17 protein-coding genes and 2 pseudogenes are annotated in these 22,400 nt (G+C 68.3%); 6 read left to right on the top strand and 13 right to left on the bottom strand.

From position 1 onward, the window contains the following. Nucleotides 1-87 precede the first annotated feature (87 nt). Together G3I17_RS23540 and G3I17_RS23535 are read left to right on the top strand one after the other, a co-directional pair. Nucleotides 88-1,164: a DUF3866 family protein gene (locus G3I17_RS23540; RefSeq protein WP_343238388.1), complete on the top strand. Its 1,077-nt coding sequence runs from the start codon at nucleotides 88-90 to the stop codon at nucleotides 1,162-1,164. Nucleotides 1,165-1,195: 31 nt separating this feature from the next. Next, nucleotides 1,196-1,678, top strand: coding sequence for a hypothetical protein (locus tag G3I17_RS23535; protein ID WP_164599740.1), 483 nt, complete (start codon nucleotides 1,196-1,198; stop codon nucleotides 1,676-1,678). 72 nt (nucleotides 1,679-1,750) lie between these two features. Here G3I17_RS23535 and G3I17_RS23530 read toward each other — a convergent pair whose 3' ends face one another. Together G3I17_RS23530 and pafA are read right to left on the bottom strand one after the other, a co-directional pair. Then, nucleotides 1,751-2,731, bottom strand: coding sequence for an FKBP-type peptidyl-prolyl cis-trans isomerase (locus G3I17_RS23530; RefSeq protein ID WP_164599739.1), 981 nt, complete (start codon nucleotides 2,729-2,731; stop codon nucleotides 1,751-1,753). Between the two features lie 313 nt (nucleotides 2,732-3,044). Then, nucleotides 3,045-4,406: a Pup--protein ligase gene (pafA, locus tag G3I17_RS23525; RefSeq protein WP_164599738.1), complete on the bottom strand. Its 1,362-nt coding sequence runs from the start codon at nucleotides 4,404-4,406 to the stop codon at nucleotides 3,045-3,047. A gap of 142 nt (nucleotides 4,407-4,548) precedes the next feature. Between pafA and G3I17_RS23520 the strand changes: the two genes are divergently transcribed. Beyond that, entirely contained in the window at nucleotides 4,549-5,484 is a 936-nt protein-coding gene (locus G3I17_RS23520; protein ID WP_164599737.1) for a hypothetical protein, read from the top strand. A gap of 111 nt (nucleotides 5,485-5,595) precedes the next feature. Here the strand turns inward: G3I17_RS23520 and G3I17_RS23515 are convergent, their stop codons facing one another. The 8 genes and pseudogenes from G3I17_RS23515 to ald form a co-directional block, all read right to left on the bottom strand. Further along, nucleotides 5,596-6,396: a pseudouridine synthase gene (locus G3I17_RS23515; RefSeq protein WP_203590642.1), complete on the bottom strand. Its 801-nt coding sequence runs from the start codon at nucleotides 6,394-6,396 to the stop codon at nucleotides 5,596-5,598. Between the two features lie 370 nt (nucleotides 6,397-6,766). Further along, nucleotides 6,767-7,372 (bottom strand): annotated as a pseudogene (gene scpB / locus G3I17_RS23510) (SMC-Scp complex subunit ScpB); the annotation flags it as partial. Between the two features lie 407 nt (nucleotides 7,373-7,779). After that, the gene (locus tag G3I17_RS23505; RefSeq protein WP_164599736.1) at nucleotides 7,780-8,892 is read right to left on the bottom strand and encodes a ScpA family protein; all 1,113 of its coding nucleotides are present in this window, start codon (nucleotides 8,890-8,892) and stop codon (nucleotides 7,780-7,782) included. A gap of 7 nt (nucleotides 8,893-8,899) precedes the next feature. After that, nucleotides 8,900-9,133, bottom strand: a pseudogene (locus tag G3I17_RS41005) (cobyrinic acid a,c-diamide synthase); the annotation flags it as partial. 140 nt (nucleotides 9,134-9,273) lie between these two features. Continuing rightward, nucleotides 9,274-10,149 carry a ParA family protein gene (locus G3I17_RS23495; RefSeq protein ID WP_203590677.1) on the bottom strand — a complete coding sequence of 292 codons (876 nt, stop codon included), beginning with the start codon at nucleotides 10,147-10,149 and terminating at the stop codon, nucleotides 9,274-9,276. A 383-nt stretch (nucleotides 10,150-10,532) separates the two neighbouring features. Continuing rightward, nucleotides 10,533-11,834 carry a low temperature requirement protein A gene (locus G3I17_RS23490; protein WP_164599733.1) on the bottom strand — a complete coding sequence of 434 codons (1,302 nt, stop codon included), beginning with the start codon at nucleotides 11,832-11,834 and terminating at the stop codon, nucleotides 10,533-10,535. A gap of 9 nt (nucleotides 11,835-11,843) precedes the next feature. Further along, nucleotides 11,844-12,773, bottom strand: coding sequence for a site-specific tyrosine recombinase XerD (xerD, locus tag G3I17_RS23485; protein WP_343238399.1), 930 nt, complete (start codon nucleotides 12,771-12,773; stop codon nucleotides 11,844-11,846). An 8-nt stretch (nucleotides 12,774-12,781) separates the two neighbouring features. Further along, nucleotides 12,782-13,897 (bottom strand): alanine dehydrogenase, encoded by a 1,116-nt coding sequence (gene ald, locus G3I17_RS23480; RefSeq protein WP_164599732.1) that lies wholly within the window; start codon nucleotides 13,895-13,897, stop codon nucleotides 12,782-12,784. 436 nt (nucleotides 13,898-14,333) lie between these two features. Between ald and G3I17_RS23475 the strand changes: the two genes are divergently transcribed. After that, nucleotides 14,334-15,164: an LLM class F420-dependent oxidoreductase gene (locus G3I17_RS23475; RefSeq protein WP_164599731.1), complete on the top strand. Its 831-nt coding sequence runs from the start codon at nucleotides 14,334-14,336 to the stop codon at nucleotides 15,162-15,164. A 14-nt stretch (nucleotides 15,165-15,178) separates the two neighbouring features. Here the strand turns inward: G3I17_RS23475 and G3I17_RS23470 are convergent, their stop codons facing one another. Both G3I17_RS23470 and G3I17_RS23465 read right to left on the bottom strand, forming a co-directional pair. Further along, on the bottom strand, nucleotides 15,179-15,607 hold the full coding sequence (locus G3I17_RS23470; protein ID WP_164599730.1) for a cupin domain-containing protein: 429 nt from the start codon (nucleotides 15,605-15,607) through the stop codon (nucleotides 15,179-15,181). A gap of 96 nt (nucleotides 15,608-15,703) precedes the next feature. Next, the gene (locus G3I17_RS23465; protein ID WP_203590641.1) at nucleotides 15,704-16,687 is read right to left on the bottom strand and encodes an alpha/beta hydrolase; all 984 of its coding nucleotides are present in this window, start codon (nucleotides 16,685-16,687) and stop codon (nucleotides 15,704-15,706) included. Nucleotides 16,688-17,122: 435 nt separating this feature from the next. Between G3I17_RS23465 and G3I17_RS23460 the strand changes: the two genes are divergently transcribed. Together G3I17_RS23460 and G3I17_RS23455 are read left to right on the top strand one after the other, a co-directional pair. Further along, on the top strand, nucleotides 17,123-20,518 hold the full coding sequence (locus G3I17_RS23460) for a GH92 family glycosyl hydrolase (protein ID WP_275402526.1): 3,396 nt from the start codon (nucleotides 17,123-17,125) through the stop codon (nucleotides 20,516-20,518). A 28-nt stretch (nucleotides 20,519-20,546) separates the two neighbouring features. Next, nucleotides 20,547-21,299 (top strand): peptidylprolyl isomerase, encoded by a 753-nt coding sequence (locus G3I17_RS23455; protein WP_164599728.1) that lies wholly within the window; start codon nucleotides 20,547-20,549, stop codon nucleotides 21,297-21,299. A 50-nt stretch (nucleotides 21,300-21,349) separates the two neighbouring features. Here the strand turns inward: G3I17_RS23455 and G3I17_RS23450 are convergent, their stop codons facing one another. After that, entirely contained in the window at nucleotides 21,350-22,372 is a 1,023-nt protein-coding gene (locus G3I17_RS23450) for a saccharopine dehydrogenase NADP-binding domain-containing protein (RefSeq protein ID WP_164599727.1), read from the bottom strand. Between the last annotated feature and the right edge of the window lie 28 nt (nucleotides 22,373-22,400).

The following is a 22,400-nucleotide window of genomic DNA, read 5'->3' as shown; positions in this document are numbered from 1 at the left end:
TAAGGGTCGCAAACCGGGCCGTTCCGCGCCGAACAGGTGTTCGGATCTATTAGGGTCATCTCTGTGATGCGGTGGCGTGAAGGAATCGTGAGTGAGCTCGGGCGGAGCTGGTCCGGAGCGCAGGAACTGACAGTGGCCGTTGGTGATCGCGCTGTCCGATCCCTGGCGTACCCGGACCTCGTGGGCTCGCCTGTGGTGGGCGATCGGGTGCTGCTCAATGTGGGCGCGCTGGACCGGGGTCTGGGCACTGGCGGCTATGCGCTGGTCGTCGCCATCCCCGACCGGCTGCCGGAGGACCCGCCGGAGACCGGGCACCTGGTCAAGGCCCGCTACACGCCGCTGCAGTCCATGGTGCTCGGTGCCGATGAGCAGGACTCACCAGACCACGCAGTACTGCGCGACGCCGACGACCTCTTCGGTACGCCGGTAGTCGTGGCTGACCTGCACTCCGCGCTACCCGCCGTACTGGCCGGGGTGTTCGAGGCTCGCCCTGGTACCAGGGTCGTCTACGTGATGACCGACGGCGGAGCGCTGCCGTTGGCGTTCTCGCGCACTGTTTCCGCACTGCGCGACGCCGGCTGGCTTGGTGGGACAGTGACGGTCGGGCAGGCGTACGGCGGCGACCGCGAGGCCGTTACGGTCCACACCGGGTTGCTGACCGCAGTACACGTGCTGGCGGCTGAGGTCGTCGTACTAACGCAAGGCCCGGGCAACCTGGGTACTGGCACCCGCTGGGGCTTCTCCGGCGTCCAGTCGGGTGAAGCCGTCAACGCGGTCGGCACTCTGGGCGGCCGGGCCGTGGCGTCGCTGCGCATCTCCGAGGCCGACCCGCGACCACGGCATCGCGGCATCTCGCACCACAGCCTCACGGCGTACGGGCGGGTGGCGCTGCAGCCGGCGGACGTCGTAGTACCGGATCTGTCAGGCGACTTCGGTGACGCCGTCCGCGACGCAGCCGAGCCGCTCAAGGCGCGGCACCGGGTAGTACGGGTCGGGGTAGATGGCCTGTACGACGCCCTGCGGGACGCTCCGGTCAAGCTGTCGACCATGGGCCGTGACCTCGACGCAGACCGCGCGTACTTCGAGGCAGCCGCCGCAGCGGGCCGTCACGCAGCCGGGCTGGTGGACGTACCACCACCCGGATCGGGGGCTCAGTACTCCTGAACCGGGCGGCCGGGAGGTCGAGAGTGGAAGCATGGCAACCACGCAGCGCAACCTCTCGATTCACGACACCGTGCGGACCGAACCGCCGGTCGCGGTCCGCGCGGCGACCGCCGCCTGGTTCCTCGCGGTAGGCGCTGGAGTGGCCGAGTCGATCCTCGGCGTGATCGGCGCCCTCGGCGACCGCTCGATCCCCTGGCCGGCTCTGCTGACCCAGATCGCCTTCCGGACCATCATTTACGGCGGGCTGTTCGTCGTGATCGACAAGTTCTTCCGCCTCGGCCGGAACTGGTCCCGCCACCTACTGGCCGGCCTGCTGGGCGTGGTCGGCATGGCGACGCTCATCGTCGGCCCGATCCAGTGGCTGCTGGCCGACGGCAACTTCGGCGCGATCGACGTCACCGCGGACTTCGCCGCCTTCGCGGCGTTCCGCAGTGTGCACGTGATGGCAGTCATCGCGGGTGTGGTGCTGATGTACCAGCCGGACGCCAACCGCTGGTTCAAAGCCAGGAGCTGACGCAAAAAGGGTGGGGGTGGGGTGGTGGTACCGAAGTACCGCCACCCCACCCCCACCACTGTGCTCGGGGTGTTACTGCTGCTTCGGTGCCGGGAAGGCGTTGAAGATGTCGAGGATCGCGAAGGCCGCGGGGCTGGTGACCTTGCCCTTGGCATCCTTCGCGGCCGGCAGCTCGACCAGAACGCGGCTACCGATCGGGATCCCCGCCAGGCCGTCCAGTGCGCCGGCCTCGCCCTTCGGGCCCGGGCCGACCTGGAGCTTGTCGGTCGGCGAACCCGGCTGGGCCGGAGCGGTCTCCGACGCCGGCTGCGGGTCCCAGGTGCTCGCCTGCTTCTTGCCGGTGTAGTCGAAGACGACGTAGCGGCCGATCAGCTGGGTGCCCTTCTCGATCGGCTTGCCCTTGCCGGTGGCAACCACGATCGGCTTGCCCGGCTTCGCCGGCGCCTTGGTGCCGGCCGGAAGCGTCGCCTTCGGCTCGGCGTTCAGCTCGCCGGTGATCTTGAACGGCGCGGGCAGCGACGCGACCGGATCGGCGTCCAGCTTGGAGTCGTTGCCGGCCGCACCGACCAGGTCAACGACGAAGATCAGCGTGTCGTCCTTGGTGATACCGGCCTGCTCGTTGCCGCCGGCCGGTCCGTAGCCCTTGTCGGCCGGGATCGACATCAGCACCCGGCTGCCGATCTTCTTGCCGACCAGCGCCTCGTCCCAGCCCTTGATGACGCCGCCGATCCCGATCGGGAACGACGACGGTGCGCCGCGGTCGTAGGAGTTGTCGAAGACCTTGCCGTCACGCCAGATCTGGCCGAGGTAGTTCGCGGTGAGCAGCTCACCCTTCTTGACCTCGGGGCCGTCGCCCTCCTTGAGGACGTCGGTCACCAGGGCCTTGTCCGGTTCCCCGTCCTTGTGGGTGACGGTCGGCTTCTTGCCGAACTCCTCGGTCACCTTGATCCCGGTCTTGCCGAAGTCGCCCCCGGCTTTGGAATCATCGGAGCCGCAGGCGGCCAGGGAAGACCCCAGCGCCAACACCGCGACCAGACTCAACAGCTTGCGCACGAACGAGCACCTCGAAATCTCACGGCGGTGCCTGTTACGGCGGGCCCGCCTGGATATGCGGCCAGATGAACTCGCCCACCCTAGCCTGCGCGGACAAGGCGCACGCCAGCCACCTCAGTCACCGTTCGGTCACGTCACGCAGCGTCGCACAGCAGGCTCCCAGCCACCTCACAGCTCCCCCCGCCCGCCCCCTCAACCCCTGACCGACTCATCATCGGTCCCTTATGACCAGATTGCCGACGTGAGCTGTCATAGCGATGCGAGCTATCTGGTCATAAGGGACCGATGATGAGTCGGCTGGGGGGAGAGCCACCTACATACTCGCGATGAGTTTCTCCACCCGCTCGTCATGCGACTTGAACGGGTCCTTGCACAGCACGGTCCGCTGGGCCTGGTCGTTCAGCTTCAGGTGCACCCAGTCGACGGTGAAGTCGCGCCTGCGCTCCTGCGCCCGCTTGATGAACTCGCCGCGCAGCCGGGCCCGCGTCGTCTGCGGCGGCACCGACTTGGCCTCGAACACCCGCAGGTCGTCGACGACCCGGGTGACCGCGCCCTTGCGCTCGAGCAGGTAGTACAGACCTCGCGGGCGGTGGATGTCGTGGTAGGCCAGGTCGAGCTGGGCGACCCGGGGGCTGGCCAGACCGAGGTTGTTCTGCTGGCGGTAGCGCTCGATCAGCCGGTACTTGATCACCCAGTCGATCTCGCGCTCGATCCCGGACAGGTCGCCGGACTCGATCGCCTTCAGGCAGCGCTCCCACAGGTTCAGTGCTCGCTCCACCGCCGGCGTGCCGAGCTCGCGGCGGTCGACGAAGTCGCGGGCCTTGTTCAGGTACTCGCCCTGGATGTCCAGGGCGCTCGCCTCGCGGCCGTTGGCCAGCCGGACCTCGCGCTTACCGGTCATGTCGTGGCTGATCTCGCGGATCGCCCGGATCGGGTTGTCCAGGGTGAGGTCGCGCATCACGATGCCGGCCTCGATCATCCGCAGCACCAGGTCGGTACTGGCGACCTTGAGCAGCATCGTGGTCTCGGACATGTTCGAGTCGCCGACGATCACGTGCAGCCGGCGGAACCGCTCGGCGTCCGCGTGCGGCTCGTCGCGGGTGTTGATGATCGGGCGGGACCGCGTCGTCGCGCTGGAGACGCCTTCCCAGATGTGCTCGGCGCGCTGGCTCACCGAGTAGACGGCGCCGCGCGGCGTCTGCAGCACCTTGCCGGCGCCGCAGATCAGCTGCCGGGTGACCAGGAACGGGATCAGTACGTCGGCGAGCTTGGCGAAGTCGCCATGCCGGCTGACCAGGTAGTTCTCGTGGCAGCCGTAGCTGTTGCCGGCCGAATCGGTGTTGTTCTTGAACAGGTAGACGTCACCGAAGATGCCCTCGTCGTGCAGCCGTTTCTGCGCGTCGACGAGCAGGCCCTCGAGGATCCGCTCCCCTGCCTTGTCGTGTGCGATCAGGTCGGTGACCGAGTCGCACTCGCCGGTCGCGTACTCCGGGTGGGAGCCCACGTCGAGGTAGAGCCGCGCCCCGTTGCGGAGGAAGACGTTGCTGCTCCGCCCCCAGGACACGACGCGCCGAAACAAGTACCGGGCCACCTCATCGGGGGTCAGTCGGCGCTGACCGCGAAAAGTGCAGGTGACTCCGTACTCGTTCTCCAGGCCGAAGATTCGCCGGTTCACAGTCCCCACCCTACGACCCCCTTCCGACAATCGGGTGACGTCTCAGGCGCGCCGTTTCCGCTTCGTTGCCCGCAACCTTCCGGCCGACAGCTGCATCAAGCCTCTTGAGAAGTGAACGACCACTGGGGAACAAGGGGAACTGATGACGACTCGTATCACTGTCCGTGGCGCTGCCGTACTGGCCGGCCTGACCATGCTGGGTGCCGCGCTGGTACCGGCGACCGCGAACGCGCAGACCGCGGCGAACGTCTGCGGTATGGGGCTCAGCACGGTGACGCCCGGCGGCGATGACAAACAGCTCGGGGTCAGTGCCACCAAGCCACCGTCGGCATCCGCACCGTTCATGGGCCCGAAGGGCCTGTACCCGGACGGCAAGGCCAGACTGGCCGGCGCCGTCGGGCGGGAGCCCGTCGTACCGGGCGGCGTGCAGGTGAACGGCTATCTGGTGCTCGGCACCGACATGTACGCAATGGGCTACACCACCGACGGCACGGGCACCGAGGTCTACCCGGGCTCCTTCGGCACGACCAAGATCGGGGGCGGCTGGGGCGTCGACTACACGTACTTCGAGGAGTCGACCTACACCGAGGGCTTCACCTACAGCCGCTACAACACCTATGCACTGCAGGACACCGGCCGGCTCACCCGCTGGACCGTGGACTCCAAGGGCTGGCACAACAGGCAGTTCACGTCAGCACTGCCGACCGGGATCAAGACGATGACGCTGATCAGCCAGAAGCGGACCTACGACACGTTCCTGGCCAACACCGCGGCCGGCGCCCTCTACTCCGTCCGGGTGCCCACCACCGGGGCGCTGACACCGGTCGTGAAGCTCATCCGGAGTAGCGGCTGGCAGGGCTTCGAGACCCTGGTGGCGGAGAAGTGCGGCACCCAGAGCACGCTGCTGCTGGGCATCGACAAGGACACCAAGAGCGGCCAGCTGTACGCCGTCAGTCACGCCAACGGGACGGCCACGGTCATCCAGGGCCTCGGCAAGGTCACCGGGACCTTCGACGACCAGTTCTACGCACGCCAGTTCCTGGACACCCCCGAAGCGGGCAACCTGAACGGCGAGTGACCCCGGACCGCCACCACACACCAACTCGCTGATGGTTGCGGAACGCGAGGCGCCCTACGCCCGGAGTACGGAGGTAGGGCGCCTTTGATGTGTGGTGGCGGTGCGGGCCGGTCAGAGGTCGACGAGGTCGAGGAGCTGGCCGAGTTCCTTGCTGTCGAGCTCGCGGAGTTCGCCGGTGTGCAGGTTGCCGCGGCGGACCGGGCCGATCGCAGTACGGGTGAGGCGTTTGACCGGGTGGCCGACGGCGTCGAACATCCGGCGGACGATCCGGTTGCGGCCCTCGTGCAGGGTCATCTGGATCAGCGTGCGGCCCTTGATGCTGGTCATCTCCCGGACCGTGTCCGCCTGCGCGAACCCGTCCTCCAAGTGGACACCGTCGGTGAGGCGGCGCAGGACGGCCGGCTTGACGTTGCCCTCCACCTCGGCGACGTACGTCTTCGAGACCTCGTACGACGGGTGCGCGAGGCGATGCGCGAACTCACCGTGATTGGTGAGCAGCAGCAGGCCCTCGGTGTCGGTGTCGAGCCGGCCGATGTGGAACAGCCGCTCGGGGCGGTCGTGCACGTAGTCGGCGACACACGGCCGACCCTGCGGGTCGGACATCGTGGTGACGACGCCGCGCGGCTTGTTCAGCACCAGATAGACGTGCGCGGTGATCGGCGGGATCCGTACCCCGTCCACGCGGATCACCGAGACGGCCGGGTCGACCCGGGTGCCGAACTCGGTCACCACCTGGCCGTCCACCTCGACCCGGCGCTGCTCGATCAGAATCTCCGATCCACGCCGGCTCGCGATCCCCGCCTGAGCCAGCGCCTTCTGCAGCCGGAGCCCCGACTCGCCGCTCTCGCCGCTCTCGCCGCGCTCACTGCTCTCAGCGCTCTCGCCGGTGTCACCCTCGTGCTCGTCAGTCATCCATCCCACTCTTGCTCTCGCCACTACCACCCGTTACGGGCCCATCCACAGTGTCGTCCCCCACACCGACAACCTCACCATCGGCCCACCCGGCATCGCCATCCACGTCACCATCGCCCGGCTCGCCGTCACCCACCGCGCGCTCCCCGGCCCCGTCGCCCGACTCGGCGTCACCCGACTCGTCATCGACCAGCTCGGCGGTGTCGGACGGCTCGGCGGCGTTCACCTCAGCGTCGGGCTGCTCGTCTCCAGGCAGTTCGTCGGCGTCGGCCTCGTCGGATGGCTCGTCGGCGTCGTCGGATTCCTCGTCGGGCTCTTCGGCAGGGGCGTCGAGGTCGGTGGGGGGTGCTGGTGGGGCGAGGTCGTTCTCGAGTGGGCCGTCGTCGTCTTCGGGTGCGGCCGGGGCTTCTTCGGACGGGACGGGTTCCGCGGCGGCGGCTGCCTGGGCGGCCAGTTCCTCCTCCATGTCGTCCATGTCGGGGAGGTACGGGGCCAGCTCGGGCAGGTCGTCGAGGGACTGCATGCCCATCCGCTCGAGGAAGTACGAGGTGGTCCGGTAGAGCGTGGACTGCGACTCGGTGTCGGGGCCGGCTTCTTCGAGCAGGCCCCGGCTGATCAGCGTGCGCATGACGCCGTCGACGTTCACCCCGCGGATGGCGGAGACGCGGGCACGGCTGACCGGCTGCTTGTACGCGACCACCGCGAGCGTCTCGAGCGCAGCCTGGGTCAGCCGCGACTGCTGGCCGTCGAGGACAAACGCTTCGACGTACGCAGCCGTGTCCTCCCGCGTGTAGTAACGCCAGCCACCGCCGACCTCGCGCAGATCGAACCCGCGCCCCTGCTCGGTGTACTCCGCCGCCAACCCGGCCAGCGCAGCTGTCACGTCGGCTACTGCACGCGCCACGGACCGCGCCAGCATCAAGGCGGGCAGCGGCTCGTCCGACACCATCAAGATCGCTTCCAGCGCCCGTCGCATGGTGCCGTCGTCGATGGCGTCCTCAGGCACAACCACATCGCCCGGCTCCGCATCGAGCAACGCCGCCACATCCCCCTCCACCGGCACCCCCTCAGCAGGCGCCACCTCAGCAACGGCCCCCGCTTCCACCGGTCTGTCGTCCGCCGCAGTCTCCTCGGCCGGTACGGCGTCAGTGATGTCCTCCGCCGGCCCGTCCACGACACTCTCTTCGACCGGTACGTCGTCCGCCGACTCGTCCACGGCACCTTCCTCGGCCACTACGGCGTCGTCGGTCAGTGCAGCCTCGTCGGCCGGTACAGCGTCGTCGGCTGGGGCGAGGTGTTCTTCGGTGCTGGTGCTGGAGTCCAGGGCGTCTGCCGTGGCGGCGTCGGCGGGCTCCTGGAGGTCGGTCGGGGTCTGGTTGTCGGTCACTGCTCCACCGTCTCGTGCTCCTCCGGCCCGGTTCCGGGCTCGGTTTCGGACTGCGGCCCGGCGGGCTCGTCGCCAGCGTCGCCGGAATCGCCAGCATCGTCGGAATCGCCAGCGTCGTCGGGCTCGTCGGGGGCGGTCAGTTCTTCGCCGGGCTCGAGGAAGTCGGGCTCGTCGGGCACCACCGGTGCCTCGCCGTCCTCGCCTTCGACCGCTGGTACCTCGTCGAACTCGTCGCCGACCGCGATCTCACCGTCGTCGGTGCCGGTCCAGACGACCGTCAGCTCCCCCAGCGGCGTCTCCTGCTCGAAGGTGACCGCCGCCTCCCGGAACAGCTCCAGCAACGCCAGGAACCGGCATACCGTCGTCACCGTGTCCGGCGAGTCCGACACCAGCATCCGGAACGTCAGACTGCGCTGCTGCCGCAACCGGTCGATGATCACCACCGCCTGCTCGCGCACGGTGACGGCCGGCGCGTGCAGGTGCGCCAGCGAAACACCCTCCGGTACTACGGCCGCCTTCGGCGCCAGCGCCCGCGCGGCCAGTTTCGCCAGACCCACGGGGTCGACCCCGAGCAACACCTCCGGCAGCAGATCCGCGAACCGTGGCTCCATCCCCACCGCGCGCGGGAAGCGCTTGGCCTCCTCGGCCATCCGGACCTGCATCAATGCCGCGATCTGCTTGAACGCGCGGTACTGCAGCAACCGCGCGAACAACAGATCCCGCGCCTCCAGCAGCGCCAGATCCTCCGCGTCCTCGACATCACCCTGCGGCAGCAACCGGGCCGCCTTGAGGTCCAGCAGCGTCGCCGCGATCAGCAGGAACTCCGACGTCTGGTCGAGGTCCCACTCCGAGCCGAGCGCCTTGATGTAGGCGATGAACTCGTCGGTGATCACCGAGAGCGCGATCTCGGTGATGTCCAGCTTGTGCTTGCTGATCAGCTGCAGCAGCAGGTCGAACGGACCCTCGAAGTTGACCAGGTGGACGTTGAAGCCCTTGCCCTCGGCCACCACCGGCGACTCCGGGTCAGGCACCCCGGGCAGGTCGATCGGCGGCTCCGGGGTCTCCGCCGCGGCAGCAGCGGAGGCCTCGGGAGCCAGGGCGTCACTCATCGCCGGGTCACTCCGGAGCCGCGGCCCGGAGCCGCTGCACCAGCACGGAGTCCGGTCCGTGGTCGACGAAATCGGCCAGCAGCACGTCGATCGCCTCCCGGACGATCCGGCCGCGATCGGCGGTCAAGCCGTGCTCGGCCCGCAACGCGAGCCGAGTCTGTTCCAGTCCGAGCAGCTCTTCTTCCGTCACGTACACGGTGATCTTCGTGTCGTGCCGGATCCGTCCACTCGACTTACGGTCCTCGACGACGGCGGTTCGGCCGCGTCCGTTCGGACCGGGGCGGTCGTCGGCCAGCGACGATCCGTCAGTGGTGGTGCGCTTCTCGGGTCTGGTCTGCTTGGGTGCCGCACCCCCGAAGAGTTCACTGGCACCTGGCAGGCTTACCCGGCGGGACAACGCGCGAGCACCTCCTTGGCAAGGTCGCGGTACTGGGTAGCCGCAGATGAGGACGGCGCGTAGGTCGTGATCGGTTCGCCGACGACGGTGGTCTCGGGGAACTTGACGGTACGCCGGATGACGGTGTGGAAGACGCGCTCGTCGAAGGCCTGAACGACCCGGTCGAGCACCTCCCGGGCGTGCGTGGTGCGGCCGTCGAACATGGTGCCGAGGATGCCGACGATCTCCAGTTTCGGGTTCAGCCGGTCCTGCACCTTGCCGATCGTGTCGGTCAGCATCGCCAGGCCGCGGAGCGCGAAGAACTCGCACTCCAGCGGGACGACGATGCCGTTCGACGCGGTCAGCGCGTTCACGGTGAGCAGCCCCAGCGACGGCGCGCAGTCGATCAGGATCACGTCGTACAGCGGGATGATCGGCTCGAGCACGCGGGAGAGCGTGTACTCCCGGGCGACCTCCTGGACCAGCTGCACCTCGGCCGCGGACAGGTCGATGTTGGCCGGCAGCAGGTCGAGGTTCGGCACCTTGGTCGCCTGAATCACCTCGTCCGGGGTGATGTCGCGCTGCATCAGCAGGTTGTAGACCGAGATCTCCAGGTCGTGCGGCTGCACGCCGAGGCCGATCGAGGCCGAGCCCTGCGGGTCGAAGTCGATCAGCAGCACCTTGCGCCCGGTCTCGGCGATCGCGGCGCCCAGGTTGATGGTCGTCGTGGTCTTGCCGACGCCACCCTTCTGGTTGCACATCGCGATCACCTGCGCGGGACCGCGCCGGGTCGGCGGCAGGACGTCCGGCAGGTCGGGCAGCGGCCGTCCGGTCGGCCCGATCTTGCCCTTCGCGCCGTTCGCGTCATTCACAGGGTGCATGTCCTCCGCGGTGAGCTTGGCCGTCGGCCGGGGCATCTCCGCATAGTTACTGGGTGGGGTGACGGTCCGGGGCGGAACCGGGGTCGTCGGTGCTGGTGTGGGTGCTGGTGACGGTGCTGGTGTCACGGGCGTGGCGGGCGCCGGGTCAGGAGTCGGCGACATCGGTTCCGTCGACGACGACAGGTGCTGGGTGCCCGGGAATGTCGACTCGTTCATGACTCGTCAAACCTTTCAACCGATACGGGCGATCCCAGCGACTGTAAGCGTGCATTGAAGCACTCTCAACCAGCCACTCCGCAGCGGGGTCGGCCGTACTTCCGGACAGGCCCGATCACCCCGTTGGAGTGACCGAACGTGACCAAATGATCGCACACCGCTGCGGATTACCGTCCGGTGGGTACCGGTCGCTCGTACCGCACTACCCGCAGCACCTTCGCCCGGAGTTCGGGCAGGCTGTTGTAGGTCGAGAACCAGAGCAGGATCGCCCAGGCCAGGGCGGCGAGACCCCAGCCGGTGAGGGGATGGCCGAAGACCGCGACGGCGGCTGCGGCCAGGAGGCACGGGGCGAGCCAGCCCAGGTACCAGCGGAGCGGGGCCTTGCCTGCGAGCCCGGCGATGAGGCTGGTGACGAAGTACAGGGCCAGCCCGCCGAAGAGGTACCACCGGTCCTTGTCGTGGACGTGCTCGGCCGCGGCGGGGATCAGCGCGCCGAAGCCCGTCGCGATGGCGACGATCGAGGCGGTGACGCCCAGGTGGGCCGGGAGCGACTGCCACGGCTCCAGCGGCGCAGTGGTCCGTGGTGCTGGGCTGAAGCCGTACAGGGTGGTGAGCTGCCAGAGCACGACCAGCACAAGGAAGGCGGCGAGCGAGGCAAGGACCACCTGAACGGTCCAGACCTCCTCGGTGTTGGACGCGACGACCTGGGCCAGCGCTTCACCCAGCACGATGATGACGAACAGGCCGAGCCGCTCGTCGAGGTGCCCACGCTCTACCTGCGCCACTGAGAGGTACGTCGTCGGCCGGCTCGGTAACTGGTCCGGAGCGATGCCCCGCTCGATCAGCCGGGCCAGCCTGCGCTCCTGCTGCCGGTCCTGTTGCTCCTGGCGTCTGCGGGCGCGCTCAGTGATCTCCTCGATCGAGCGCGGGTTCCGGGCGCCCAGCATCGAGAAGAGCAGGTCTACCGCGATCGCCACTCCCCACAGCCAGTAGGCGACCGTGTCTGGCACGAAGATCGAGATCACCCAGGGCGTAGCCATGACGCTCTGGGTAGCCGGCCAGAAGGTGATCACCTGTCCGTCTCTGGCCGCGGACCTCGACGCGATCACGCGGCACACCAGGAAGGCGACCACGAAGGCAGCGGTCCGCCCCTTCAGCTCCTCGTGCTCACCGGGGAGCAGCTCCGGCCACACCCCCGGTACGGCCGCCGCCATCACCGCGATGCCGAGCATGGTGCGCAGTACCGCACGGCTCCGGGTCCGCTCGCCGGCCACGTTCGCGTAGATGCTGGTGGTCGTCCAGACGCTCCAGATCGCGTAGTACATCGCTGCGCAGGCCGCTACCTGGCCGATGCTGTCCGCGCCATGCAGCCGGTGCGAGATCTGAGTGGCGGCCGCTACCACCGTCAGGTCGAAGAACAGCTCCAGCCAGCTGGCGTGCCGCTCCTCAGAGGTCTTCTGATCTGCCACGTGCCCTAGTTAAGAGGAAGACAGCGCCCTGGGGTGGGAGGTTGCGTAGACCTCGCGGAGTTTGTCGACCGTGACGAGCGTGTAGACCTGCGTGGTGGTGACGGAGGCGTGACCGAGCAGCTCCTGCACGACCCGTACGTCGGCGCCGCCGTCCAGCAGGTGGGTGGCGAACGAGTGGCGCAGGGTGTGCGGCGAGATCTCCTTGGCGATCCCGGCCCGCTCCGCCGCACGTCGCAGTACGGTCCAGGCGCTCTGACGGGAGAGACGGCCGCCGCGGGCGTTCAGGAAGAGCGCATGCGACCCACGACCCCGCTGCACGAGGTCCGGCCGGCCACGGACCTGGTACGCCGACACCGCGTCGCGGGCGTAGCGCCCGACCGGTACGACGCGTTCCTTGCTGCCCTTGCCGCGGAGGAGCACCGCGCCGGTCTCCAGGTCGACATCATCGACGTCCAGCCCGACAGCCTCGGAGATCCGCGCACCAGTCCCGTAGAGGAACTCCAGCAGCGCAGCATCCCGAGTTGCCAGTACTGCGGGCTCTGCCTCCGCCCCTGCGGCAGCAGCGAGGATCCGGGTCACCTCGTCGACGGACAGAGCCTTCGGCAACCGCTGCGGCGGAGCGGGGGGCTTCACTGCGGCCGCCGGGTCGACAGCGGTCAGCCCCTCGCGCAGGAGGAACTTGTGGAACCCACGGACCGCTACGACGGTCCGCCCCGCGCTGGAGGCGGTCAGTGGCGGGTGGTCGGCGTCCCCCTCGCGCAGGCGCATCAGGAACTCGCCGATGACGGCTTCGGAGATCCGGCCGAGGCTGTCGATGCCAGTGCCCGCCAGGTAGGCGTCGTACCGGCGCAGGTCGCGGCGGTACGACGCCAGGGTGTTGGCGGCCAGTCCCCGCTCGACCGTCAGATGGTCGAGGTAGGAGCTGACCGCCCGCGTGATGTCCCGGCTCAGACGAGCACCTCGTCGAGCTTCAGCTGGTCGAGGCCGTGCGCGTCCGCGACCGGGCCGTAGGTGATGTGGCCGGCGTGCGTGTTCAGGCCGAGCGCGAGGGGGTGGTCCTGCTTCAGCGCCTCGCGCCAGCCCAGGTTCGCCAGGTCGACGGCGTACGGCAGCGTCACGTTGGTGAGCGCGTACGTCGAGGTGTTCGGGACCGCGCCGGGCATGTTCGCGACGCAGTAGAACAGCGAGTTGTGCACCTTGTAGACCGGGTCGGCGTGGGTGGTCGGCTTCGAGTCCTCGAAGCAGCCGCCCTGGTCGATCGCGATGTCGACGAGCACGCTGCCCGGCTTCATCCGGGAGACCAGCTCGTTGCTGACCAGCTTCGGCGCCTTCGCACCGGTGACCAGGACCGCACCGATCACCAGGTCGGCCTGGAGCACCGCCTTCTCGATCTCGAACGCGTTCGACGCGACCGTGCGCAGGTGGCCCTGGTAGGTCCGGTCGGCGTCGCGCAGCCGGGCGATGTTGCGGTCGAACAGCTGCACCTCGGCCTGCATGCCGAGCGCGATCGCCGCCGCGTTCATCCCCGCGACACCGGCGCCGATGACGACGACCCGGGCCGAGTGCACACCGGAGACACCGCCCATCAGGACGCCGCGGCCGCCGCCGTTGGCCATCAGGTGGTACGAACCAGCCTGCGGTGCCAGCCGGCCCGCGACCTCGCTCATCGGGGCCAGCAGCGGCAGTGAGCCGTCCGGCAGCTGGACCGTCTCGTAGGCGATCGCCGTGATCCCGGAGTCGAGCAGCGCGGAGGTGGTCTCGCGGCTCGCGGCCAGGTGCAGGTAGGTGAACAGCACCTGGTCCTTGCGCATCCGGTGGTACTCCTCGGCGACCGGCTCCTTGACCTTCAAGACGAGCTCGGCCTCCGCCCAGACGTCGTCGGCGGTGGGGAGAATGCGGGCGCCCGCGGCGACGAACTCCGCATCGGTGAGCAGCGAACCGGTACCGGCGCCCTGCTCGATCAGAACCTCGTGCCCGTTGCGCACGAACTCGTGCACACCGGCCGGGGTGATCGCCACCCGGTACTCGTGGTTCTTGACTTCCTTCGGAACTCCGACCTTCACAACTTGCCCTTCTTCCGTATCCAGGTGACGACCCGGCCGATTGCCTCCGAGTCGCCGGCGGCTCACATCGTTGTGGTCCGCGGCCCGGGCGTTTCGAGGGGTAGGGAACGCCAGGTCGCTGCCGAGTGTAAGCCCGTCGGGTTCATACCACTCGACGGGTTGGTCCTGTCGGCCGCCGACGCGCAGGAATGCCGCGTGGCAGTCCCGTTAATCTTTACAGCTCCCTTTCACAGCAGGCATTTCTTAACCCGTTCAGCTACTTTCCGGTACCCGAACGGGAAACCCGGAAGGTTGATCACTGAACGAGATTCCGTTGCGCCTGTGGCGGAGTCTGGGATGCTTGCTTCTGCCATCGTTGCCAGGTGCGGAGATCCAGGCTGGAATGATGGTCCGCCCGCTGTTGCTGTGTTCGGAATAACGACGAGAGGAGCACGACGTGGCGGTCGATCTGGGACGGTTCGGAGTCTGGCACCAGGCGGACAAGTGGGGCCCTGAGCTTGCGGCGGGGGTCGAAAAGGCGGGCTACGGCGCGCTCTGGCTCGGTGGCTCTCCCACCGAGGACCTGCGCGACGCAGAGGTGCTGCTCGCCTCCACCACCACTGCGGTGGTCGGAACCAGCATCGTGAACATCTGGAAGTCCGACGCGGCCGCGGTGGCCGAGTCGTACCAACGGCTCGAGTCCGAGCACCCTGGGCGGTTCGTGCTCGGAGTCGGCATCGGGCACCCGGAGCACACCGGTCAGTACAAGACGCCGTACGAGACGATCGTCGACTACCTCGACGCGCTCGACGACGGCAAGGTCCCGGCGGACCGCCGGATGCTGGCGGCCCTCGGACCGCGCGTGCTGAAGCTGTCGGCCGAGCGGACGGCCGGCGCGCTGCCGTACCTGACCACTCCCGAGCACACGCGCCGGGCCCGCGAGACGCTCGGCGCGGGAGTACTGCTCGCGCCCGAGCAGAAGGTGGTGCTGGAGACCGACGACGAGATCGCCCGGGTCGTCGCCCGCGACTACCTGGCGACCTACCTGAGGCTCACCAACTACACGAGCAACCTGAAGCGGCTCGGCTTCAGCGACCATGACTTCGCCGACGGGGGCAGCGACCACCTGGTCGACTCGCTGGTCCTGCACGGGTCGGCAGTGGAGATCGCCGAGGGCCTCAAGGCGCACCTGGAGGCCGGCGCCGACCAGGTCGTCGTGCAGCAACTCGGCAAGGAAGGACCCGACCTGCTGCCCGGCTATGAGGCACTGGCGACCGTACTGACCTAGATCATTTTACTGATCTAGATCATCGTGAAGTCGGCGAAGTCGAAGCCTGGGGAGACGATGCAGGAGACCAGGACCGGCTGATCCCCCGCCGGCCGCGCAGCCTGCCAAGCACCCGCCGGTACTACGGCCTGCGGGTGCTGGCCGTCTTTCACGTCCGGGCCGAGCGTGATCGCCACGGACTCACCGGGCTCATCACCGGTGCCCCCGAGCTCGAGTGTCAGGGGGCCGCCGCTGTGCCACAGCCAGATCTCCGCCGACCGCACCTTGTGCCAGCGCGACTCCTCCCCCGGCGCGAGGAGGAAGTAGATCGCCGTCGCGCTGGCCCGCTCCCCGTCGTACCCGTCGGGCCGGAACGACACCTCCGACCGCCAGGTCTCCCGGAACCAACCACCCTCCGGATGCCGCTCCAACCCCAGTACCGCCGCCAACTCGGGCTTCGTCATGCCCCAAACGGTAATCGCCGTGACATCAGCACCTGCCGATGGGCAGAGTGGCCGCCGCCCTCGCCTCGGCGTCAGGGCTCCGCTCGGCGAAGGCTTCTAGCGGATGTGGCGCTGTGTCCAGTGGGCCAGTTGGGGATAGAAGCCCGGCGCTGTGCGGTGGAGGTTGAGGACGTGGCCGGTGTTCGGGACGGCCAATGCCTCGAGGTCGGCGTTCGGCGCGTAGTACGGGCGCTCGCCGGCCAGTAACGCGGCTGAGCTGGAGCAATCGGAGGCGCCTTGGCCGCAGATCAGGCGGTCATACTGACCGACTACGACCAGTACGGGGACCTTGATCTTGCGGTTGAGGTCGACCGAGCCGAACTCCGGGTCGCTCGGGAAGACATCAGGCTCCGGGTTCGCCTCGTCGCGAGCCACGATGTGGTCGGCAGCGGTCGGCCCGTAGTAGAACCAGCTCCGCCGTACGCCAGGACGTAGTACGCCGTAACCGTCGTCGAGCTTGCGACTCTTGAGGAGCGGATGCTCGGCGGCCGTGATGAAGTCGGCACCCAACTGCTCGAAGGCCGCCCAGTTGGGCGTGCTCGACTCACCGGTCAGGATCAGACCGTCCACGCCGGCCGGGTAGCGCACCGCGATCATCCGCGCAATGGTCGACCCGAGCGAGTTCCCGACCAGCACGACCCGCTCGTGCCGAAACTTCCGCAGTACCTGGTGAATCGTGAAGACCTGACTGTCCGGCGCAAAGGCGGCGCTCGACGGCGCCGAGCTCTCCCCCGTCCCGATCCGATCGAGCGCGAAGGTCGCATACCCCGCTCGATTCATCGCCTCCACGTACGACGGCCCGCGCGAGTCACCCCGCCAGCTCCAGTAGTTCCGGTCGTACCCGCCACCTGCAAGCAGCACCTGTAACACCCCACGATCCCGCCCACGCGGCCGGCACAGGGTCCCCGAAATCCTGGCGTCCACCGGCCTGCCCGCGCTCATCGCCACCGGGATCTCCACCGCCTCGCACCGCGCTCCCACCGCGATAGCCGTCCCAGGCACCAACCCCAGCACCAGCCCCGCCGCCGTAGCCCCAGCCACCAACCACTTCTTCTCCAACATCCAGCCCCTCTCGAAGATCAAACTGAGTACACTGTACCCGGTTAAACCGCGAGCGAACCCTGTTCCCCGACCCGCCCCAGGAACAACGCTGGGGCATCCTCACCACCATCCGCCTCCCCGGCGGCGGCACCCTCGGCCTCTACCAACCCCACCACGAACCAGCCCACAACCTATGACCACCCGCTCCACTTTGTGCACCAGGTAGGCAAATACTCGCCAGTAGGACGCTCAGCCGGTGCACAAAGTGGGCTGACTGGCGGCTGGGAGCTGGGGGCTGGGGCGGCGAGGTAGCGCTACGGGGTTGGGGGGTTGCGGATCGTGGGCGATCCCTTGACGTTGCTCGGCGGTGTCGGCTATCAATGCTGACAACGATGTCACGCCGCCCGTGAATCGACGTCGAAGGTGGGGAACCCCTTGAAGAAGTCCGCCCTGCGCTGCCGCGCGTCCGTAGTACTGGCTGGATCTGTGATCGCAGCCGTCTCGCTGACAACCTCCGCACTCGCCGGCCCCAGTCCGGCACCACCAGGTGCTGCTGGTGGGACAGGCCAGCCGACCACAGCCACGCCGGACACCACTCCGCCCGGTCTGCGCGCTGCCCAGGCAACCGGCTCGTCGCGGATCACCACCAGTTCCGTGGACCCAACAGAGCACGTCGACCCGCTCATCGGTACGTCCAACCTGGGCAATGTCTTCCCCGGCGCGGTGACGCCGCAGGGGATGTTCTCCTTCAGCCCGGAGACGAGCAGGGGCAACGCCTACCGCACGGCAGCGCCCGGTGGATACCTGTACGACGCCACGAAGATCCGCGGCTTCAGCCTGACCCACATGTCGGGTACCGGCTGTGCCGGCGGCTCCGGCGACATCCCGATCTTCCCGTACGCCGGTGAGGTCACCACCTCTCCCCAGGCGGACGCGAAGGACGCCACGTACGCCAGCACGTTCTCCCACGCCAACGAGGTCGCCAAGCCCGGCTACTACAAGGTGGGGCTCGACTCCGGCGTCACCGCCGAGCTGGCGGCCAGTGCACGCACCGGCTCGGCCAAGTTCGCGTTCCCGGCCGACAAGCCGTCCTCGCTGCTCTTCCGCACCTCCAACTCCGAAGTGGGCAGCAGCGACGCCCAGGTGACGATCGACCCGGTCAAGCGGACCGTCAGCGGCTCGGTGACCAGTGGCAACTTCTGCGGCTACCTGGCCTCCGTCGGCCAGCGCAGCTACTACACGCTGCACTTCGTGGCCGAGTTCGACCAGCCCTTCGCCAAGACGGGCACTTGGAAGGACACGACCGTCACTCCTGGCAGCACGAGCGCCCAGGGCGGTACGACGTACGGGCCTGACGGCTGGATGCCCGCCAACAAGGGCTCGGGCGGATACGTCGGTTTCGACGCCAAGAACGTCGGCATGCGCATCGGTATCTCCTACGTGAGCCAGGAGAACGCCCAGGCCAACCTGAACGTCGAGAACCCCCAGGGCACCTCCCTGGAGACGACTGCCGCGAAGGCCAAGCAGGCTTGGCGGGATCAGCTCAACAAGATCGAGGTCGACGGCGGTACGCCTGCATCGCGTACTACCTTCTACACCGCCCTGTACCACGCACTGCTGCACCCGAACTTGTACAGCGACGTCAATGGCGAGTACTGGGGCTTCGACCAGAAGAAGCACCGCGTCAAGGGAGTACAGGAGGCGCAGTACGCGACCTTCTCCGGCTGGGACGTCTACCGGTCGCAGGTACAGCTACTGACTCTCCTGGAGCCTCGCAAGGCCGGGGACATCGCGCAGTCGCTGCTCAACCAGGCCGACCAGAACGGCGGCATCTGGGACCGCTGGACGCACGCCTCCGGTAGTACTGCGGTCATGACCGGTGACCCGGCGGCACCCGCCGTTGCCGGCATCTACGCGTTCGGCGGCACCAACTTCGACGCCCGCGACGCTCTGAAGTCGCTGGTGAAGGCCGCGACCGTACCGACGGCCAAGGACCTCAGCTCGGCGGGCAAGCCGGTCATGTCGATCGGCCAGCGGCCCTCGCTCGACAAGTACCTGGCACTGCACTACATCCCCACCAAGTCGAACGCCTGGGGTGGCGCCGTCGAGACGCTCGAGGACACCACCGCGGACTTCGCCATCGCCCAGCTGGCGTTGAAGACCAACGACTCGAAGACGTACGACCAGTTCCTCAAGCGCTCGCAGTACTGGCAGAACGTGTTCAACCCCGAGAACGGCGGCTACATCCAGAACCGGGACGAGAACGGCGCCTGGCCGGGCTTCGAGCCGGCGACGGGTGACGGGTTCGCCGAGGGCAGCAGCGCGCAGTACACGTGGATGATCCCGCACAACCGGGCCGGGCTGTTCGACGCGATGGGCGGTCAGGCGAAGGCCAGCGAGCGGCTGGACGCGTTCTTCAAGGACCCGAACGGCAACTGGGCCCTGACCCACTCCGGCGACCTGCACGCGGAGATGGACAACGAGCCGTCGATCAACACCCCCTGGATCTACAACTACACCGGGCAGCCGTACAAGACGCAGGAGACGCTGCGGCAGGCGATGACCCAGCTGTGGAACACCACCACCGGCGGCATCCCAGGCAACGACGACCTGGGCGCCATGTCGTCCTGGTACGTGTGGACCGCCCTCGGCCTGTACCCGGACGTACCGAGCCGGGCTGACCTCCAGGTGGGCGCACCGCTGTTCCCGCACGCGATCATCCACCGCAAGCACGGCAAGTCGATCGAGATCACCGCACCTGAGGCACCCGCGCAGTACGTCCAGAGCTTGAGTGTGAACGGCCAGAACTCGACCAAGGCCTGGCTGGACGAGGACTTCGTCAAGCACGGCGGCACGCTCGACTTCCACCTCGGTACTACCCCCAACACCGCGTGGGGCAGCGCAGCCAAGGACGCACCGCGCTCGTGGCGGACCGGGGAGATCCCGTTCCAGACCTCTACCGACACCAGCCGAGTAGTAGTCGCTCCCGGGACCACCAGCGCTCCGGTGGCCATCAAGGCACACCGGCTCAGCGGGAACGCGACGACAGTCAAGTACACCGTGACAACGCCGGCGGGCCTCACAGCGTCTCCTGCAAGTGGCACATTCACGGTGGACCCAGCCAGTGGCGTAGGCAGTGCACCAGTGACCATTACGGCAGCCCCTGGTACTCCGGACGGCCGCTCGTCGGTCACTGTGGCCCTGCAAGCAGCGGATGGCACTGCCTTGCCCCGGCTGGGCTTCACCGTCGTTGTGGGCGAGCCGAACTCCTTCTCCGTACTCCGCGAAGGTGTAGCGGCCTCTGACGACGCAGGTGACCACAACGAGGCCGACTACGACGGTGGTGGCGTCAGCTACTCCCGCCAGGCGCTATCCGCGGCGGGACTCGTCCCCGGCGCCACTGTCACCAAGCAGGGCCTGACGTTCACGTGGCCCGCAGTACCGGTCGGTGATCCCGACAACGTGCCTGCGGACGGGCAACTGCTCAACCTGAACCTCCCTGCGGGCGCCACGAAGCTCTCCTTCGTCGGCAGTGCGGTGAACGGCAACCAGCAGACCACCGCCACCCTCACGTACTCCGACGGCAGCACCGCCCCGATCGACCTGTCCTTCAGCGACTGGACCCTCGGCGGCGGCGGCGACACCGTCCACTACGGCAACCTGATCGTCGCCACGACGCCGTACCGGAACGAAGCGGGCGGCGGCAAGGACAACGTCACCACCCACATCTTCGCGACCGCCCCGTTCACCTTCCCGACGGGCAAGACACCGGTTAGCGTGACGCTGCCGAAGAACCGCGACCTGCGGATCTTCACCCTGGCAGCCGGCTGATCCCGAACGCCCCTAAGGAGACCCATCGATGAGAGCCACCAGTGTCATCGCCTGCGCGGCGCTGACCGTCGCAGGCCTGGTAGCACCGGCCGGTGCTGCGCTGGCGCAGCCCGCAGACGCTACCCAGGCGCCCGCTGCCGCTGCGGCGAAGACGACTAGCGGTCCCTGCGGGTACGTCGCGACGCCCGACGACCCGTCGCCGCGGCCGGTGTCGTTGCCGCCGGACCCCAAGCACACGCCGGACAAGGGCATCGTCAAGGTGCTGCTGGCGACCAACCAGGGCCCGATGCTGCTGTCGCTGGACCGGGCGAAGGCGCCCTGTACGGTGCAGAGCTTCCTGCACCTGGCCAAGAGCCGCTTCTACAACTTCACCACCTGTCACCGGCTGACCCTCTACGACACCCTCAAGGTGCTGCAGTGCGGCGACCCGACCGGTACCGGTGAGCGCGGCCCGGGCTACTCCTACAAGGACGAACTCCCGACCGACCTGCCCAACTGGCCCGGCGACACCACCGGCACCCGCAAGGTCTACGCCCGCGGCACGCTGGCAATGGCCAACGCCGGCCCCGCCACCAACGGCAGCCAGTTCTTCCTGGTCTTCGGCGACTCCCGCCTCCGCCCCGACTACACCGTCTTCGGCTCGGTGGACCGCCTCGGCCTCAAGGCCATCGACAAGGTAGCCGCCGCCGGCGTCAAGCCCACCCCAGAAGAACCGGCCCCGGTAGACGGCACCCCCAACCGCAAGACCGACATCCTCCTAGCCCTCCGCCTGGCCTTCTGACAATCACAGCCACAGCCGCCGGGGCCCAACTGGGTCCCGGCGGCTGTGTATTACTTGATGGACAGGGTGGGACTCAGCGACCGGAGGAAGTCGTCGGCATGGAAGATGCTGCCGGCCGAGGCGACTCCGGTGGTTCGGGTACGGCCCGTCAGGATGCGGTGGACGGCCTCTACTGCCAGTGGTGCGGTGACTGCGTAGATGTCTCGGCCGTGGGCGGTGATACGACGCTCGGCGTCGCCCGCTCGGACAACGACGTCTACTACGAAGGTCTGGTCCGAACGCCCTTCGGCGTCGGCGGCTACCGGTGCGGGGGTGTCCTCGTCGGACAGGTCCTTGGCTGCTTCGATCGACATGTAGTTGCGGACCTCTGGGATCGACAGGTGGCTGGGGACGGTGACTACGTCGGCCATGGTGAACTCTGCGACCACCTGGCGTCGCCCTAGTGGCTCCGGGAAGTCCCAGTCCTGCTGCACCGGCTGGTCGTCGTGGTACCGCAGTTGGCCCTCGCTGAAGCGCACGCGGCGGCCGGCGCGGCGCTCGTGGGACACCGCGCCCGCGCTGCGGGTGCCGGGTGTCGGATGCCAACTGGTCAGGCCGTAAGCGATGTGGGCCTCGTCAGCGCTGGTCCAGTCACCCATGGCCGCCGACACGAGCAAGTCACCGAGGCCGCCATAGAAGGCCATCGCCGGTACTACCACCACACCCGCCTGGCGGGCCGGCTCCGCGTAGTCGGCGAACATGTCCGCGTTCGCTTCGATCTCGGCCGCGACGTCGACGTACGGGATGCGTGCGCGCAACGCGGCCTCGACCACTGGGCCGGCTGTCACGGCGAAGGGGCCGGCGGCGTTGATGACCGCTGCGGCGCCTTCGAGCGCTCGGTCGAGGGATTCCGGATCGTCGGCCGTGGCCGGGCGCACGGCCAGACCGTCGTACTCCTTGGCCAGTACTTCGAGGCGCGCCGCGTCCCGGCCGGACAGGATCGGGACGAAGCCCCGTTCGACCAGTTCGGCGACGATGAAGCGGCCGGTGTGCCCGGTCGCGCCGTAGACCACTACTGCCTTCGCTGTCTGCATGTGTCCACTGTGGCCGGGATCGGACACT

Origin of the sequence: Streptomyces sp. SID13031, from assembly GCF_010548305.1 — a bacterium.
Classification (GTDB): domain Bacteria; phylum Actinomycetota; class Actinomycetes; order Propionibacteriales; family Kribbellaceae; genus Kribbella.
Note: the sequence above shows the minus strand (reverse complement) of the source record. Positions and strands in the feature narration are given on the sequence as shown.

Excerpts from the sequence above, each read along its gene's own strand:
- G3I17_RS23535 (WP_164599740.1), top strand. The coding sequence starts at position 1,196 with ATGGCAACCACGCAGCGCAACCTCTCGATTCACGACACCGTGCGGACC.
- G3I17_RS23520 (WP_164599737.1), top strand. The coding sequence starts at position 4,549 with ATGACGACTCGTATCACTGTCCGTGGCGCTGCCGTACTGGCCGGCCTG.
- G3I17_RS23515 (WP_203590642.1), bottom strand. The coding sequence starts at position 6,396 with ATGACTGACGAGCACGAGGGTGACACCGGCGAGAGCGCTGAGAGCAGT.
- G3I17_RS23505 (WP_164599736.1), bottom strand. The coding sequence starts at position 8,892 with ATGAGTGACGCCCTGGCTCCCGAGGCCTCCGCTGCTGCCGCGGCGGAG.
- G3I17_RS23495 (WP_203590677.1), bottom strand. The coding sequence starts at position 10,149 with ATGCACCCTGTGAATGACGCGAACGGCGCGAAGGGCAAGATCGGGCCG.
- G3I17_RS23470 (WP_164599730.1), bottom strand. The coding sequence starts at position 15,607 with ATGACGAAGCCCGAGTTGGCGGCGGTACTGGGGTTGGAGCGGCATCCG.
- G3I17_RS23455 (WP_164599728.1), top strand. The coding sequence starts at position 20,547 with ATGAGAGCCACCAGTGTCATCGCCTGCGCGGCGCTGACCGTCGCAGGC.
- G3I17_RS23450 (WP_164599727.1), bottom strand. The coding sequence starts at position 22,372 with ATGCAGACAGCGAAGGCAGTAGTGGTCTACGGCGCGACCGGGCACACC.